General features: G+C 43.0%; 12 protein-coding genes. 1 reads left to right on the top strand and 11 read right to left on the bottom strand.

The annotated features are described in order from the left end of the window. The 4 genes from AC58PV_RS06630 to AC58PV_RS06615 all read right to left on the bottom strand — a co-directional run bounded on the left by AC58PV_RS06630 (position 1) and on the right by AC58PV_RS06615 (position 4111). Entirely contained in the window at positions 1–1512 is a 1512-nt protein-coding gene (locus AC58PV_RS06630) for an extracellular solute-binding protein (protein ID WP_497431480.1), read from the bottom strand. Between the two features lie 38 nt (positions 1513–1550). Continuing rightward, positions 1551–2432: a carbohydrate ABC transporter permease gene (locus AC58PV_RS06625; protein WP_497431479.1), complete on the bottom strand. Its 882-nt coding sequence runs from the start codon at positions 2430–2432 to the stop codon at positions 1551–1553. Positions 2433–2450: 18 nt separating this feature from the next. After that, entirely contained in the window at positions 2451–3308 is an 858-nt protein-coding gene (locus AC58PV_RS06620) for an ABC transporter permease (protein WP_497431809.1), read from the bottom strand. Between the two features lie 476 nt (positions 3309–3784). Beyond that, entirely contained in the window at positions 3785–4111 is a 327-nt protein-coding gene (locus AC58PV_RS06615; protein ID WP_497431808.1) for a hypothetical protein, read from the bottom strand. Between the two features lie 171 nt (positions 4112–4282). Here AC58PV_RS06615 and AC58PV_RS06610 point away from each other — a divergent pair, with 171 nt between their 5' ends. Further along, positions 4283–4891, top strand: coding sequence for a hypothetical protein (locus AC58PV_RS06610; protein WP_497431478.1), 609 nt, complete (start codon positions 4283–4285; stop codon positions 4889–4891). Positions 4892–5152: 261 nt separating this feature from the next. Here the strand turns inward: AC58PV_RS06610 and AC58PV_RS06605 are convergent, their stop codons facing one another. The 7 genes from AC58PV_RS06605 to AC58PV_RS06575 form a co-directional block, all read right to left on the bottom strand. After that, positions 5153–5491, bottom strand: a complete 339-nt coding sequence (locus AC58PV_RS06605; RefSeq protein WP_497431807.1) for a DoxX family protein — start codon at positions 5489–5491, stop codon at positions 5153–5155. Between the two features lie 62 nt (positions 5492–5553). Then, complete coding sequence (locus AC58PV_RS06600; protein WP_497431806.1) at positions 5554–6114, bottom strand: thioredoxin family protein; 561 nt, start codon at positions 6112–6114, stop codon at positions 5554–5556. A gap of 27 nt (positions 6115–6141) precedes the next feature. Further along, positions 6142–6567 (bottom strand): MarR family winged helix-turn-helix transcriptional regulator, encoded by a 426-nt coding sequence (locus AC58PV_RS06595; RefSeq protein WP_497431477.1) that lies wholly within the window; start codon positions 6565–6567, stop codon positions 6142–6144. Positions 6568–6818: 251 nt separating this feature from the next. After that, on the bottom strand, positions 6819–7919 hold the full coding sequence (locus AC58PV_RS06590) for an S-layer homology domain-containing protein (RefSeq protein WP_497431476.1): 1101 nt from the start codon (positions 7917–7919) through the stop codon (positions 6819–6821). A 333-nt stretch (positions 7920–8252) separates the two neighbouring features. Further along, the gene (locus AC58PV_RS06585; protein WP_497431475.1) at positions 8253–15896 is read right to left on the bottom strand and encodes an S-layer homology domain-containing protein; all 7644 of its coding nucleotides are present in this window, start codon (positions 15894–15896) and stop codon (positions 8253–8255) included. Between the two features lie 139 nt (positions 15897–16035). After that, the gene (locus AC58PV_RS06580) at positions 16036–16482 is read right to left on the bottom strand and encodes a VOC family protein (protein ID WP_497431474.1); all 447 of its coding nucleotides are present in this window, start codon (positions 16480–16482) and stop codon (positions 16036–16038) included. 220 nt (positions 16483–16702) lie between these two features. Next, positions 16703–16951: a hypothetical protein gene (locus AC58PV_RS06575; RefSeq protein ID WP_497431473.1), complete on the bottom strand. Its 249-nt coding sequence runs from the start codon at positions 16949–16951 to the stop codon at positions 16703–16705. Positions 16952–17275: the final 324 nt, after the last annotated feature.

Genomic DNA, 17275 nt, shown 5'->3' with positions numbered 1-17275 from the left:
CTATTTCTTAGAAACCTTGGCATATTCCGCGTTAATTTCCTCAATCACTTTACTTCCACCTGCTTGTGCCCATTTATCGACCGCTTGCTTCCAACCCGCTTCATCAATGGAACCCATTACAAACTTCACGGTTGCATCTTCAATAATCTTGGATAGCTCTTTACCTTTTTCTACTTCTGTATTAGAAATAAATGGAGCTGCCGGATTTGCTACCGCAATAGTTGCATTATCTTGGAACAGTTTCGTAGATAACTTCTCGAGCTCTGTCCCATAATTAACAACTTGATTTTGCATAACCATAAACTGCGCGCTATCATTAATGTCTGCTTTGACTTTAGCATCCGTTGTTGGCTTATAAGCGCCATTATCCAGCGTGTATTGTTTTCCTTCAATGCCATACTTCATTAGATTCTGGTTATCCTTTTCAGAAACATGATCGAAGTAAGATAGGATTTGTTTAAGTTCAGCTTCTGTCTTCACGCTCGTTTTGGGAATCATGTACATTCCTAAATAGCCTGCACCTGCCCTTGCTCTTTCACCTTTTGCTCCAGCGATGCGGTTAATTAAAGTCATTTTAGCATTAGGATCAACTTTCTTAATGTTATCTTCAATCCCTTTGCCATCTAGCATGTTATCGATCCAAAGGCCAGCCTGGCCTTTACTCATTACAGCACGCCCATCCGGGATAATGGCAAAATCTTGATTGATAATTTTTTCATCATACAATTTTTTGTAAAACTTTAATGTTGTCATGTACGCATCTGTCATTGCTGATGGTGTCAACTTGCCATCCTTGAGCTCCCACTCATTTGGGCCGCCATTATAAACAAGAATATCTTTAAATCCAGCAATAACACCGCCTTGCATACCTACGGCAAGTCCAATTGTATCTTGTTTGCCATTCTTATCTGGATCTCCAGTGGCAAATGCTTTAAGAACGCTATATAACTCATCCAAATTTTTGGGTGCCTGCAAGCCTAAATTGGATAGCCAATCTTGGCGCATCATTAAGCCAAAACGTGAGAGATCACGCTCTCGATACACACCGTAAATTTTACCATCAACAGAAATATTCTTGAGTACAATGTCGGACATTTTACTCAGATTCGGATAATCTTTTAAGAAAGGCCCCACTTCCCAGAACATGCCAGTTCGAGAGGCATTAATAATGAACGGTGCTTTAGGCTCAAGGGCAACAAACGTTTTTGGAAGTTCGCCAGAAGCCACCGTCGCACTTAATTTATCTGTATACGATGAGGAAGGTACCCAAGTAACCGCTAATTTCGTATTTGTTTTTTCTTCAAGCTGCTTTACTACGGAACTGTCTTGTGGCATAATCTCTGGACTGTAACTCGGCAGCATCATGGACAATTGAAGCGGACCCTGATTGCTCGTCGCAGAAGTACTATTCTTAGCAGGCTCTTCTTTCCCTCCGCAAGCTGTCATGACCATCGTGGCTGTCGCAAGCAATGCACCCGTTTTAGCCCATGTTAACTGTTGTTGTCTTTTCATTCGTGAAATCCTCCCTTTATCTAATTCCTATTATATCGTTACCCTTTCACTGAGCCTAGTAATACCCCTTTAGCAAAATGCTTTTGTAAAAAAGGGTACACCAGCAAAATCGGTAGGGTTGATACCACGATTACGGCCATTTTGACAGATTGATCTGGCGGTGCAACATAATCTGCTCCCATGGAAGCCGAGTCGCCAATACCTCCAGATGCTAAAATAACAATTTGTCGTAATAAAACTTGAATAGGCCACATTTTGTTATCGTTGATGTAAAGAATGGCACTAAAGAACGTGTTCCAATGCCCCACAGCATAAAATAAAGAGAATGTCGCGATTGCCGGCATCGATAACGGAAGCACAATGCGAAGGAAAATACCCAAATCATTGCAGCCATCGATTTTGGCCGACTCTTCCAAACCATCTGGAAGCTGCTGGAAAAAGTTGCGAATAATAATTAAGTTGAAGGCGCTGATTGCGCTTGGAATTAATAACGCCCAGTACGTGTTGATCATGCCTAGCTGCTTAACGACCAGAAATGTCGGGATCATACCACCGCTGAATAGCATCGTAAAGACAACAAGCATCAATATCGGCTTGCGAAAGTCCATATCTTTTCGAGCTAGAGGGTAAGCCATTAAACAAGTTAAGAAAATATTAATTAATGTACCCGCCACAGTAATAAAAATCGTCACGAACAAGCTTCTAACCAGCGTTTGCGTGGAGAAAATGTACTTGTAGGCATCGAGCGAGAACTCAGATGGAATCAGAATAAAACCTTTCGTCAACAGTTCCTTCTGAGTTGCAAACGAGCCTGCAATGACATAGATGAACGGAAGAACCGTAATTAACGCGATGATAAGCAGTAGAACCATATTGATTCCATCAAAGATTCGACTGCCCCAGCTTGGCTTTATTGCCATAAGATTCATGCTTCCTTTCTAGTAAATTCCTTCTTCCCCAAATTTTTTGGCAAAGTAATTGGACATCACGACGAGCACTAATCCGATGATGGATTTAAATAGCCCAACCGCTGTACTAAAGCTGTACTGGCCTTGGCTAATGCCGACGGAGTAAACGTACGTATCAAACACTTCTCCGACTTCACGGTTCATGGCATTTAACATAAGGAAGATTTGCTCAAATCCCGTATCGAGAAAGGTGCCTAATCTTAAAATAAGTAGAATAATAATCGTGCTCCGAACGGCCGGCAACGTAATATGCCACAGTTGGCGTGCGCGGTTTGCACCGTCCATACGTGCTGCTTCATATAACTGAGGATCTACGCCGGACAAAGCAGCTAGGAAAATAATCGTCCCCCAGCCCGTTTCCTTCCAAATCACTTCAGACGTAACAATGGTTCGAAACCATTCATTACTAATGAGAAAATTGATCTTTTCTCCACCTAACCGTACCAATACGTCATTCACAACGCCGCCTTCTGTCGTTAGAAAAATGTAGGCAATCCCTACAACAACGACCCAAGACATGAAATGAGGAATATAAATCAATGTTTGTACCATTCGTTTCATAAATTCAATCCGTACTTCATTTAACATAAGTGCGATGACAATCGGTAATGGAAAGAAAAACAAAATATTGTAGCTAGCCAAAATAAGAGTATTTCTAAATAACACGATAAAATTGTCGTCGCTGAACAATCGTTCAAAATGTTTCAATCCAACAAATGGGCTATCCCAGAATCCCAGAAATGGCTGGTAATCCTTAAAGGCGATAAATATGCCGTACATGGGCCAATACTTAAAAATAAGAAAATACAGCAATCCGGGTAGTACCATAAAATAAAGCCATCGATTTCGTGCGAGCCTGCTGATGAATGCCGATGATTTTGCATTCGATGGCACCTTCACTCGAGCATTCGTACTTGTTTGCATATACGTCCATCCTTTCATGACCTCACTACAACTGAAGTTGCGACTTGCAAGTTGCAGTCTCATCATATCGAGCAATCTTCATTTCCGTCGATAGTCCCTGATTGTTCAGATGGGTGCTTAAATGCGTTCAAATCAAGCTTTTCAGGCCAATTGTCATTAGTTGCGGTGATAGTTTTCAGTTGCTTTATAGGCTTAAAACCGCGGTAGCTCAAGGAAAAGCGGCTGAGATGAAAAACCTCCGTTTTCAATATTCATCTGATAAACAATAATTCTCACAACAAAAAGGCGTCCACCCGAATCGAGTGAACGCCGTTCATTATGATGAACTCCGAGTTGAAAATGATGGTTTGTTTCAGAAATCGTCAGATAGAATCCTACCTTCATTCGTCCATGTTAACCTCGGCACATTTATCAAATATAACTTCAAAGTCTCCTTTGACTATCAAATGCCCGACCACTTCTTCAATGCGAATACGACTGCATTCATCCACCAGTACCATGTCACTTCCCCAAAAATACTTTCCTTGTAAACACTCTCCTGTTTGTTGATTCTTTTCTGCGAGAGTCCGAATGTTCTTGTATGTAAAAAATGAAGCCACCCATCGTGACCCATCTTCAAATGTAACTATTGCATCCGTATTATCATCGAATATGTTCCATTCTCCTTGGGCCCAATGTTCGGCTTCAATCCAAATGGAATATTGCATGTCTTTCACTAAAATCACCTTCTTGACATTTTATTTAAGAATTTAATTGTACCATATGTTGGAATTAGATAATCTAAACCTCCTCTGACTTCCATTCCAGTATATGGTATTATTTGTTTAATAAAAGAATTTTGTGCTTGGAACGCATAAAGAAAGAAGTGGGTGAAACAGTTGGAAGAAAGGAATGTAAAAGCATATATTTATTTACTTTATGTAGTTTTAATCGACATTCGATCTAACACATGGTCATTAGCTAAATGGTGGAATCCATTTTCATTGTATAAGATGGTTCAAAAAACTAGATATATTGCTGAATTAACAGATGTATTTCATAATCTTCCAGAAATTCTTTCAAACAATCATAATCAATTTGATGAAAAACTATTTTGGGAATGCATTGATTCCTTTCGCAAGAGGTATCCAAATGAAACGAGAGATTATAGAGGAATATTTGCCCAAAAATTAAGTGATTTAAATAGAAATAACATGGAAAGAAGACACTGCAAAGCGGTTATCCAATGGAATAAAGACCCCAGTCGTTACTCCATGAATGTATGGCTTCGCGACATCGTAGTGATTTATGGAGAAATAATCGATAAGAAGGTCAGTGGTGATACATGGACCGTACCTGTAAGAATAACCGCCATTATAGATGGAACATGGAACACTTATGCAGATGTAGGTTTTTTAGTTGACGAAGCCCCTTGGCATCTGCTTGAAACAGGTTATACCTTTAAACTTTGGGCTGGAAGGGATATAGCAACAGTCACAATTCTTTAGCATTCATAAAAAAGTAATTTAAAAACAGACCAAGGGGATTGGGGGTTGGAATTAGGTGGTAAAACAGAGCCCGTAAACCCGCGGTACTCCGTTGTTGTTTCAGAATTCATTAGAAAAATACATTTTAGCCGTTTAACTGCGCATGCATAAATATACATTCATCTCGAGGAACCTTTTATATATTACATATCTACGCTTCATTGTATAGGTAACAGGACAAAGGAATTCCTCGACCTACTATTGTTAATGCTAGCTTACTGATTAAATGATACGCGTCATACTGATAACCATAGCCAACAGGCAGAGTACGATAGCCGGTATTGCCTTTGTAAAAGGATCTTTCGCAATAATGATAAGAATAAAGGCCGCAACAAACATTGTAGCCGCTAGTACAAGTCCTGCGATCATAGCTAATATTGGAAACCAAATACCTACAATTAAGCCCAGTGCGCACGTTATCTCAATAAATCCTGTCAAAAAATTAAAAATGGATGGCATGCCAAAACGATCGAACTCATTTGCCATTTTACCGGAAATAATTTTACTTCCTGTAAACATAAAGAATACGCCGAGAATGACTTGCAAAATAATCAATATCATCATTTTTCCCCATTTCTTTGTTCAAGCCACTTACATGCTATAGCATGTATTCAACTTTTTAATTACATTTTTGCTATAGTTAAAATTGTCTCTTTAAAACTCTCATATACATAAGACCAAAGAGTCGGATCCTGAGCGTAACGGTTTCTTAACGATCCAAATACCGCTTTTTGTTTATCTGCAAATGCAGGATCTTCTTTGTCAGGTAACGTGGAGCGAAGATCATCGACAATCTCTTGCACTTTAAGCGCGCGAGGTCCCCACTTCCCCACTGTCTGACCTTGGTCATTGAGGATTAGTACAATCGGAATCGCACGGCCGCCATTCGTTAAATACCTATCCATTAATTCGACGTTAGTATCTCGCAATGCTACTCGCATCTCCAGATTAGCAGCTTCTGTCACTTTGCGAATAATGGGATTGATCATCATAGCATCGCCGCACCAATCCTCCGTAATCACCAAAAAGTGAAGTGAAGCAATCTTGAGTTTTTGTATGAAACCATCATCCGGTATCTCAAAGGACTTAAAGACCGCGAAACTCTCTTCTTTAAGGGAACTCATCTCTTCCATGTAATTTTGAATTAACTTGCCTTCCTCAAAAAATTGCTGTTCAGTTTTAATCATTACTTCCATCCCCATTCCTATCATTTAATCATTCTTAACACTCGCATACAATTTATCTAGAAGAACTTTTAACTCCTGAATTTCGTCTGTACTCAAATAACGAGTCACATGATTATGCGCTTCGATAACCACCGGCAGAATCTCCATTTTGAGCTTCTTTCCTTTATCGCTTAGGAACAAGTTATGGGAGCGTCTATCCGTATCGCTTACTATGCGTTTAACGATCTCTTTTTTTTCAAGCAAGTGAATCATTCGAACAACCGTAGTCTGGTCACGATCTATAGCTTCCGCAAGTTCTTTTTGCGTCGTTGCTCTTTCTCCATCCAGCACACTAAGGATACTCCATTGCTCTGGCGTCACCTCAAACGGTTTTAATTGCTTTGTAAAAAAATTGGTCATTTTAACATCAGCACGATGAATCTGAAAGCCTGTTATATTGTATAGTTCCATATTTCCCCTCGATTCGTTATGACTCGGACTACATACTTCTTTGTACAATTGCTTTGCCTTTTAGTATTTATATGCTATAGCATATAAAATATCTTAAAGAATAACAATTGTCAAGTTGCACAATAAATTGAATCTACTGCTTCCCATTAAAGTAACCTCCCTTTAACATAGGAAAAGCAGCAGGTAGTGTGATAATCCAAAATTAATTAAAAACGGAGCCACCAAACTCACGGTACTCCGTTTAGCAAATTTTAGTTACCTTCAAAACCAAAAGGTGATTTATCAGATTCGTCTAACCTTAAATTAAAAGTTGAGTCACTAAAATAAACCGATGAATAATTATAAGGTATGTTCATATCAATGCTTCGAGGAGTTGCTTTTGGCATCATGTCAAATGCTTCAAGAATGGAATGTTTGTAGCTTTGATTGTCTAATATCCTGCTTAAAAATTCTCTCATTAATGGTGCACTTTCATTATTTAAATTACTTTCAATGATTGTCCGTTGATGATGCTCAGCCGATACAGAAAATTGAAGGTTTATCCTAGGATCTTCTTTAGAAAAAATTTTAAACCCATGTAAGATATTCCCTTCTTCTTTGACGTATCTGTTTAATTTACTATTATGTTGAAATTGATATCCATGTTCTTCGGCCATTACATTGAGCGTTTTAGTGATTCTAGTCATGGATAATACACGATTTGATTCAATAATCTGAGTTACTGGATACAAATCATTCACAGCATTTTTTACTTTAAAGTTTCTAATAAAAGATACTGCTTCGGCACGTGTCAGCAAATCGTTTGGTTGGAAACCATAGACGGTCCTACTTGTTTTACCCTCTGAAAAATTACTATTGTACAAAGCCCAAATCAACTCGTCAGGAGCATCTGCTTCCTTTCCTGTTGCATTTAACAAAATCATTGCGGCTTTAAGACGAATCAACGGCTTATCAGGAACAGGAATAATTGAGTTATCTTGTTTAATGTTTGACGCATACGAAAGTATTCCATAAACATTCCACTTGTGGTCCTCAGCGAATCTATAATACGCATCATACCAATGCAGATCGTTTTTTTGCGTTATGTTCCCCTTATACACTGAGACTAGCATTTTCAAAAACTCTGCTTCAGTTACTTTGGCATCCGGCACAAAAGTGCCATCATCATATCCGCTGGTCATCTGATTCTCTGTTGACCATACTATATCATCATAGTACCAATCTCCTGGTTTAACATCTTTGTACACCTCTGCAGATGCAGCTTGAACACAAGTAGAATAGGCAAATAACAGTGAGACTATGAATAATGTTGATATTCCTTTATTAAATAAAAGCTTAGTTTTATATTCCAAGTTTAGTTAGCTCTCCTTTTGTGTTTTTAAAGAGATTTTCTTATTATTTCATGAACTAAACCGTTAAACCAAGATGGCTTACTTATTAAGTTATCAGAACAATCACTAAAATCACAATAAAAATGTACGTGTTTAATTAATTCGACAACCCCCAATATTTCCCTTTAAAAACTACTATTTGCTTATATATTACTTCAAGGTAAGTTTTAAATTGATGCTGGAATTTATAAAGAAGCAGACAACTGAGAATTCACAGATGTCTGCTTCTTTTTACTTATTCATTTAATTGGTAAATAATCGCATACAAGTGAATTCTGAAATAAGACGTCTAAGTCAATTAATGAAATACGTCATCAGTCTAGTTAAAATAACAGCTGCTTGCGCTCTAGTCGTAGTTCCTTTCGGCATCAGCATGTTGTCCGTCATTCCCGTTAGTATGCCTTTATGAACCATAAAGCTCATTGCATCTGAACTCCAGTTTGCGATGTCTGCTCGATCTTGGAATTTGCTGAGAATTGTGCTCGGTACTGGAGCCGTCTCATCTTTCAGCATTCGCCACACGATGACACCAAGCTCTTCCCGCGTCATTGGTGCATCGGGATGAAACATTCCGTGATCACCTTCCACCAACCCGATAGCTGCTGCTGATTGAACTGCTTCCGCATACCAAGCGGATTCAGGAACATCGCGAAACACTTGCGAGCCAACTGCTTGGGACACCCGCCCCTCTGGCTGTAAGAAATTGACGAGCATTTTCACAACTTGTGCCCGGGTCACAGGGGAATCAGGCGAGAAATGAAGCTCATCCATCCCCTCCATGAGATGTCTGCTAATTAAGATATCAGCATCTTTGCGACTCCAGTGCCCAGATAGGTCTACAAATTGCTTCTTATACGTCATAAGTGCATACGTCCCCCAACTTTCGAGCTTCACTGACATGTCGCTTTGCTCTTGGCGTGCAAATCCGCCAACATAGCGCCAACCACCTTGTACGGCAGTGTCGAGTTTATACACGCCCAGTTTACGGACATCCATTCCTTGCTTCACTGCTTCCGAGTACGTCCAAGACAGATCCAAGGGGTGCAATAAAGCATCTTCTGAGGATATCGTCACATATTCAGCGTGCGCTGCATATCCCGATGGCAATGAATGAGGGGAAGCCTGGCTACGTCTAATCTGGATTTTCGCGCCTTCTTCAAGCGTTCCCTTCGGTATATGCACTTTCAACATACCTTCAAACGCTTCATAGCGCTCTTGACCATTCACAATGCGGATTGTTGCCAACTGAGCATCCTTTGTTGGTACCGGAGTACCCACAACTACGCCTCCGCCTCCAGCTCCTCCGTTCCCAGATCCGTTGTTGGTACCGCCGTTTTCACTTATGGTTACTGTTGCTTCAACAGCTTCTGATCGTTTCCCTAAAGTATCTACAGCTTCCAGTCTCACGGTATAAGTACCAGGTGCAACCAAGCCCTCGTATCTGTACAATTGAACAGCTTTATCAGCCTCTATCGCAGATCCGAATTGAAATTCGCCAGGTTTCTTCAAGGCAATCCGAATCCCTCTTAAATCCTTATCGCTTGGATCAGTCCAATGGAGGGTTAAGCCTTTGTCTTCCTGCTGAAGTGACGCTTCCTTCACGCTGCCAGGCGCTGGATTTAACGAAGCACGAGGTTCAGCCAAAGTGCTTCCAGTCAACATTTCACCATCTGATTCTCTACCTGCCAAGTCAATGGTCAGCAGCTTAACTTCATAGTTCTTGCCTGGTTGGAGACCTTCAATAATCAATTGCCCTCTCCCTGGTTCAACCATCTCAACACCAATTAGAGCTCCAGATTCCACTTGTTTCCACTCCACGCGCAGGTGATCGAATCGCACGGATTGATTCTCTTCCCAGCTTACCCCAAGCGCATTCTGACTACGAATCAGCCCCAAGCTGCCAGACTTCACTGCTTCTGCTACAGGACCAGGTGCTGTTACCTGTACGAAGCCAGTGTAGGCTTGCGTCATGGACGTTCCCGCATAGTTTTGAACCATGGCATCCACGTCAACCCGATAGTTCTGTCCAGCACGTAAAGGCATATCAGACACAATACGGAATTGCTTAGCCAGCACTTCCCCGCTTGGGCTAGTCTGTGACTGTACAGGTTCTATGTCGATTGGGATCAGCTCGCCATCAACACCTTCAGCACTTATAGGCGTCAGTGTAACCAAATCGGTTGTGACGGTGCCAGGAATCATGTAGGTGCTGAAGTGCAGTAGAATATCATCGCCCTGAGGAACCAAGACATCAACGTTTGGAGCGGTTTTGGATACGATACCGACATTCACATCATAATGCGGTGGCAAAACCTCAAGTACCTCGCTTCGTGCTATCTCGTAGCCATCCTTTTCAAACAACACCTGCCATTTACCCTCTGGCACATCCCAAGCATACCTCCCTTCACGATTCGTACGAAGTGGATTTTGCTGACCGTACAGGCTTGCATCCCATACTTCCCATGCCTGTTCCTGCGGATCAAGGAATAACGCTGTCGCTTTTACACCTTCTACACGATTCGTTTCTACAGCCTCAAACACATAACCGCTAGGGTCGTAGATCCAATACGGATCCATGATATCACGATCATCATCCCGATCCTTCTTACGTTTCGGTCGCTTCTCTTCGTTGTCCTCTTCTTCATCTTCACACTCATCGGAGCTTTGATCTGTTGCGTATTGTTGTTGAAGATCTAACAAATCACTTTCCCAAGCAGCATTAAAACCATAATTAATCGCAGCGGATGTCGCTACAACTCCGACACCGGCTAAGAAGCTGATTCCTGCGCCTGCTAATCCCATTGCAGCCATTTGTAAGGAGTATTTTAACAGCAATTGTTGAAAAAGCCTCTCAGCCAAATTCTGCAGCTCATCATTATAATGCTTGATTGAATTTGCGGAAGTGCAATTGCCTGTTCCGATTTGATCCATGAACGCATTCAATTCATTCATTTTCTGTTGATAGTCATATCCTGCATAGATAGCTGAAGCAAGACCTAGTGGACTCGCCGTCCCCGGCGTCTTCAGCTCATACTTGAAATTCGCTCCAATTTCAATGTAAGGAGCTCCTGACAGGCTCGGTGAGGATCCTGATAGACCTGTCAACATTCGCTTCGCTTGCTCCACAGGGACAATCGCACTAACCATCATCGTCTTAAGCTGCCCGTTGAAGTGAAACTTAAGGTTATACAGCTCTGGGCCATTAGCAGGACGATTTCCTGGATGGTAACCGATTGGCATCGGGGCATGGAAGAATTGTGCCTCGATTCTCTCCCCGGGCGAATCGGTACTCGTCAATACAACTTTATTGACATACGTTTTTGACGACTCACTATTTGCACCAGGATTCATGTTCACATCGTCTAGAGGCAGTACCTCTTGCTTCAGATTGCGAAATGCGGGAGGCATGGATTGAAGAATGTCTTCCTGATTGTCTCTGACTTGATACGGTTTGGGAAGTACTTCATAGTTTACCGCGATGGGTCCGAGATGTCTCTGCTTTGTCGACTTAATCCCCTCATAACGCTCTGTCAATGCATTGTACGTGAGAGGAATTTCTTCTCCTCCCAAGCGGATTTGGACTTGTTCCACCCGTTTCGGTTCCCGAAATTTCAGTGAGAACGAGATGGGCTTTTTCGGATCAACGACAATCGGAAAGCGTGCAATTCCGTTGGTTAAATCCACATCCGAACGATGACCACCTACATGCATCGTCAGGTGAATCGGCATAGGTTCATCAACTTCCATCATGTCAACAAACACTTGCTCCGAACGCCATTCATAAGCTCCTAGTATCGCTGAAGCCGATAAAGCATGCGTCCTTCCTTGCGCCTGTTCCTCGATGAGAGTCACCTGCTGGCTCCAATAACCGCCAGGTGCGGCTTTCGTTTCAGCGACAAGCCTTATACCATCGTAGATAAGCACTCTACTTCCTGGAACAGCCCGACCGCTCACTACGAAAGAGGATTTATCCACTTTCGGCGGTGCTTCAAGGCTGATTTGAGTAGTCCGAATCAAAGTCCTCGCGATGTCCTCTTCGCCCCAATTGGTTGCGTTTTGCCTAAATCTCATTCCAATCTCAGCTGTTATACTTTCCGAGTTCACCTTATCCACTTGCAATTGATAAAGTATCGCACCTTCTGCCCCTGGAGCGAGATCGGCGGGTAAGGGGACCTCCACGACCGATTGCGTACCCATAACCACCCCATCTACGGGGCTTCCATTTAACACGACACTATCTTCAACGAGTGATGTGCCTTGCGGAATCCGTAGGAGCAAGATTGGCTCCTGGATGGATTCCCCACTGCCATTACGGAACATGCCTCTCATCGTAACAGGACTTCCTTCAGCAACGGTGCTGTCCAGCGCCTCGAGCGTGTTACCTCCTGCTTGATTAAAAAATCCTTTTCGCGTAAGCACAAGATCGCCTAATTCCGTTATTTCCCCTTCGCGGACCGTGATCGTTTTCGTCACTTTTCGATCCTGCCTGTAATCCCCTACCGCGGTGATGGAGACGAAGTAATTTCCTGCTTTGGGGAGAGAAACATGGAATTTACCTGGCTGAAGCGCGTAATACGTAACTGCATGACCGGTCTTGCCTTGGTTATCCATTTCGAAAAATCCAGCATGAAGGGTCCAGATTCCCTCTTCTCCGATCACCGTTCTGCCCGCTGCAGCCGTTTTTTCTTGCAATCGCAATTCAGCCGTTGCCTGCATCTGCTCATCTATCGTAACCAGCTCACAGCTTGAACCCAATTGTCCCAATCGATCGTAAAGGCATACTTGAAATTTTTCGCCCGCTACAGCCTTGAATGTAAGACCATTCTCAAAATAGGTCGGAGATATGCCCTTCCCTCCTTCTTTCGATACAGAAGGAATGAAAGCGTTAAGTTCCGAAATCCCCAAGTTTTGATATTTCCATTCACTGCCTACAAGCTTCGTAAATAATTTCAGATGAACGGTGGCCGTCAATTCTTGGTGAAGAATCATATCAAGGGATTTCTCCTGCCATGCTTCTATCTGAACGACCTCTTCCTTCATTGTACGCCGAATTGTCTCTCCGCCCATATATCCAGTAATAGTGGCAGGTCCTTCCGGCAACCTCACACGCCAAGCACCATTCTCATCGGTAATCGCTTCGATAGAGCGAGATTCTTGCTTCACGGAAACTGTCACATTCTTGAGTGGCTGTTCATGTACATCTTTGACAATACCTCGAATCGATCCATAATGTATCAATGTTTGCAAGGAAATGTCGGTTTGAGCTCGATTTAACCTCATCGTAATGGGCTCAATCGCTGCATAGGGAGATGGCACTTGAACTTTGATACGAATCTGATCACCAATGTAACCAACAGGCAGAGAGATTTCTCCATTTTCGTTCGTAATTCCAGACACGATCACCTTCTTGGACTCGGCTTGCTCAATCAACACAGGGAGGTAAGCGAAGGGAGCATTCCCCTCTTCTTTAGTAACTTTAATCGTCACCATCGAGGGTACAAAAACGTCCATAGCCAGGTTGGCGAACTCCCCTTTGACTGTCATGACGCCGAGTTGCTCGGCCAGAAGTGCTCCGTCCTTTGAAAGGATCGACAACTTATAGTCTTCTGCCTCGGGGACAATAACGGTAAATGCCCCACCGGACTGATAAACAGCCTGAGTACCCGCCTTCTTCTTGGGACTCCAGACAACCAGCCGACTCCCGTTAAGCGCTGCGCTAACGTCCTGATTCATGGATTGGTCCGGATTAAGCAAGTTGGATACTTCTACTCGTATACATGCAGATACCGAAACAGGTAAGCCTTCCGCAGGTAATGCTATCATGTTCCCAGCTTTGTCTGCTACTTTACCTACAATCGTATTCAAGCGTGTCATCCCTGCTTGGATGTAAACAGTTCCTCGATAGATCCCTGGAGACTGCTCGATAAGTGGGATTTCCCGTGTTTGCTCAGCACCACTCTGCACATAGGCTATCGTTGCAGAAGCCATTCTATTTGTTTCACCATGTACCGTAATATCGAGCGAACTTCCCAGCTTAACTTGATCCTTAGACGCCATAGGCGCTTGCCAGCTTACTTTGCGAATCGGTTTATCGTCAGGAACCTCTCGACATTCACGAGGACAAACAACAAAACTTCCTACGCGGAAATCGCCCTGTTCGTCAAAGCTATTCGTGGCTGTACCTATAAATCCAACTCTGCTGCCATCTTTACTTACGGACCCTGAGCTGGCGTCGGTTGCTGGATTACTAAGAAGTGCTAACGATAAATTCGGATCATCAACTTCGATCTTATACATATGATAGCCTTGAAAAGCATAACCCTGATCTGGCTGAAACTCGAACGCTGTAAAAATAAGATGCTTACCGTCACCGCTTAGCTGGACCTCACCAAACATAGTCTTTCCGTCAGCCCCCTGCACAATGAGCTTACTCTTTGCTTCACCAGGAGCTTCACGATCGTAAACGTATATGCCTTCATTCTTGCTGTAAGCGATGAATCGACCATTGCTGCTTATACTTCTTTCTAAGCTTCCATCTGTAAGATGAACCGTACCTCCCGGCATGGATATCTCTTGGAGATAAAGCTTCTGAACGATACACTCCTCACAACCTGCGTAAAAGAGTACAAACTTGCCATCACCTGATAGGATTGGATTTTGAAGATTCGAATCATAAACCTCCTCAGACAGTTCAACTCGCTTTATGCTGTTCGAACTGCGATGATACACGAATAAATCCGCCAATTGATTCGTATCACCTGCAACCAGATTGCTAGCTGCTGATTTGAAAACGATACGCTCTCCATCGTCACTTATTGAAGGTGGACCAACGAAATCATTGGGTCTCTCTCCATCTATGGTAGGCGTAAGCTTCGCTTCGGAAGCACCTTCATCCATGATCAAAATTTCATAGACGCCGTTTACACTCGCATGAACGGCAATCGTACGGCCATCTTCACTAATAACTGGTGAATCCAAACTTTCAACACCAACGGGAAACGGCAGACGATTGATGCTCCCGCTCCTTAAGTCTTTTACATACAGTGCGCCAATCTCTTCGTTTCCTTCACCCTCAACTAAATTGGTAGCTCTAGAAATGAAAACAGATTTGCTCCCGTCCCCGCTCACCTTCATTTCTCCCGAATTGTTATTGCCAAAAGCGCCATTTGGAGAGGTATTAACATTCTGTTGGGTGTGATGCGCTGTGCCTGTGGTAATGTCGAGCGGGTCCGAAAGATTGCCCGCTCTATCCTTCGCATAGACGCGATACGACAGCGCGCTAAGCTCTGGCACATTCATTTCGGAGTAGAATAAGTCTGACGTTTCTAGCACAAATACACCGTTTCGTTCAATCCGATACTTCATGGTTGCCGCATCCGGGTCCGACGAGATCCACGTCACTTTTACTTCATCCAGCCCTATGGTCTCCCAACGAAAATCCGACGGAGTTTCAGGGGGCGTACTATCCAATATAACTTGAACAGCGGTCGATTCCGGGCTAATTTTACCGGCTAGGGAGGCTTTTGCTGTCAGGCTATAGATCCCATCCCCTTGCAACACGATCTGTATGTCAAAATCGCCATTGGCACCAGCCACAACCTTGCCCTTTTCAGCTTTAGAACCATGATCTTTGGAGACATAGAGTGTTACTTCTGCACCGGGTTGTGCCGTACCTGAGACATCTAAAGTCTCGGTATTTACTGGATCCGGCATTGGAGTTAGGATTGGCGTCAAACTCTCCTCTACATCCAAAGCATACACCGACTCCGTTACGGATTCGTTGAAGAATGTGGAAGATAACATTGACGATAGATTCTCAACCATCCTTTCCTGCTCGCTGGCATTGATACCAGGTGAAAGGCTTCCTGTGACGAGAGAAAGCAATATCGAGTTAATTAATGTCTTTCTCCACCATCGTTTTAATTGATTCTTTTTCAATAGATACAGCTCCTTTATCTAGCCTCCTTGACATTTGCAATCCATATTACGCCATTTTCGAATGACAACAGGGGGATAGGAAGTTTCATTTTCAGCAAAAGGGTGATCTCTGACTTCACTGTTCCTTTACTCGTTCCAATCAACCTCCATTCTTTTCATGTATGCCTTTGTGGTTCAATTGAATCCACAATGCCAATTCCTTGCTTTCAGGACTTCGGTAATTGTGCAAGTCCTGTGGCCAAAGCACCTTAATCTGATTGCCTTCAGGATCCGAAAATTCAAAGGAGATGCCTTCCCTCTCCACATACAGTCCTCGAACTGGAATTTTCCTCGTTTTGATCCGCTCCCACAGCTCTTTGGCTTCTTGAAATGAACCTGTATGAAACACAGTCTTTACGGCAATTGGTTTTCCTACAATACTTAACCGACTGACGCATCCATCCCATTCCAACGTTAATTCGGACAAATCCTGCATCTCATCCGAGGTCGCCAGTTTTAATTGAAAGATCGTTTGGTAGAACGCAGCCAATCTATCCCGATCGCGTGCGTATAGTCCAGACCCACCCAACCTTACTCGACTTGCCATTTCACACACATCCTTTTGTTTGATAGGTCTACTATAACTCGGCGAACGATTACGATTAATTATTCAAAAAGATATAATAAGGTATCCAAAAGGGTACCCTCCGAAACTGAAGGTGCTGCGGGACGATGCTCATGCGCGATTTTATGAGTTGACAAAACAAATAACCCTATCTGGCTGTATACTCCACCAGTTAAGGTTATTTACTTTCCTTATGCCACTGTTAACATACTTCTGGCTTCGCTTCCACTTTGGCTGCGTAACGCGCTTCTGGCTTCGCTTCCGCTTTGGCAGCGTAACGCGCTTCTGGCTTTGCTTCCGCTTTGGCAGCGTAACGCGCTTCTGGCTTCGCTTCCGCTTTGGCCAAAGATGCTGTTGGTTGCACAGTTCCCAGCGATACGAATAGCGCCGCTGCCAGTGCTGTTCCCATCACCCATTTTAATTGAATACGAGTCGTTTTTTCATTTGTCATTTTCTTTTCCTCCAATGATTATAGTTTGTGGCTCTTAAGCCCTCGGGCTGCCTTGTTTTGCCCCTAAACAAACTATAAAGCACTGTAAAAAATTCCTGTAGGATCCTTAAGTATACTTTTTGGTATACTGCCGCAGAGCAAGCGCTATCCCGCTTTTACGCCATACACATCTAACCTCAGCAGATCGGTAACCTCTATCTTCTAGCATTGAAACCACATTCTCCTCAATAAATCCAAAAGCAACAAGGTGCTCATCCCATTAGGACAAACTGGGTATGCTTTCGGATACCTGTCGCATATTTTGTTGTTGAACCCTTTAATCGG

The organism is Paenibacillus sp. J22FR83 (assembly GCF_059691955.1).
This window is presented reverse-complemented; position numbering and strand designations above follow the sequence as displayed.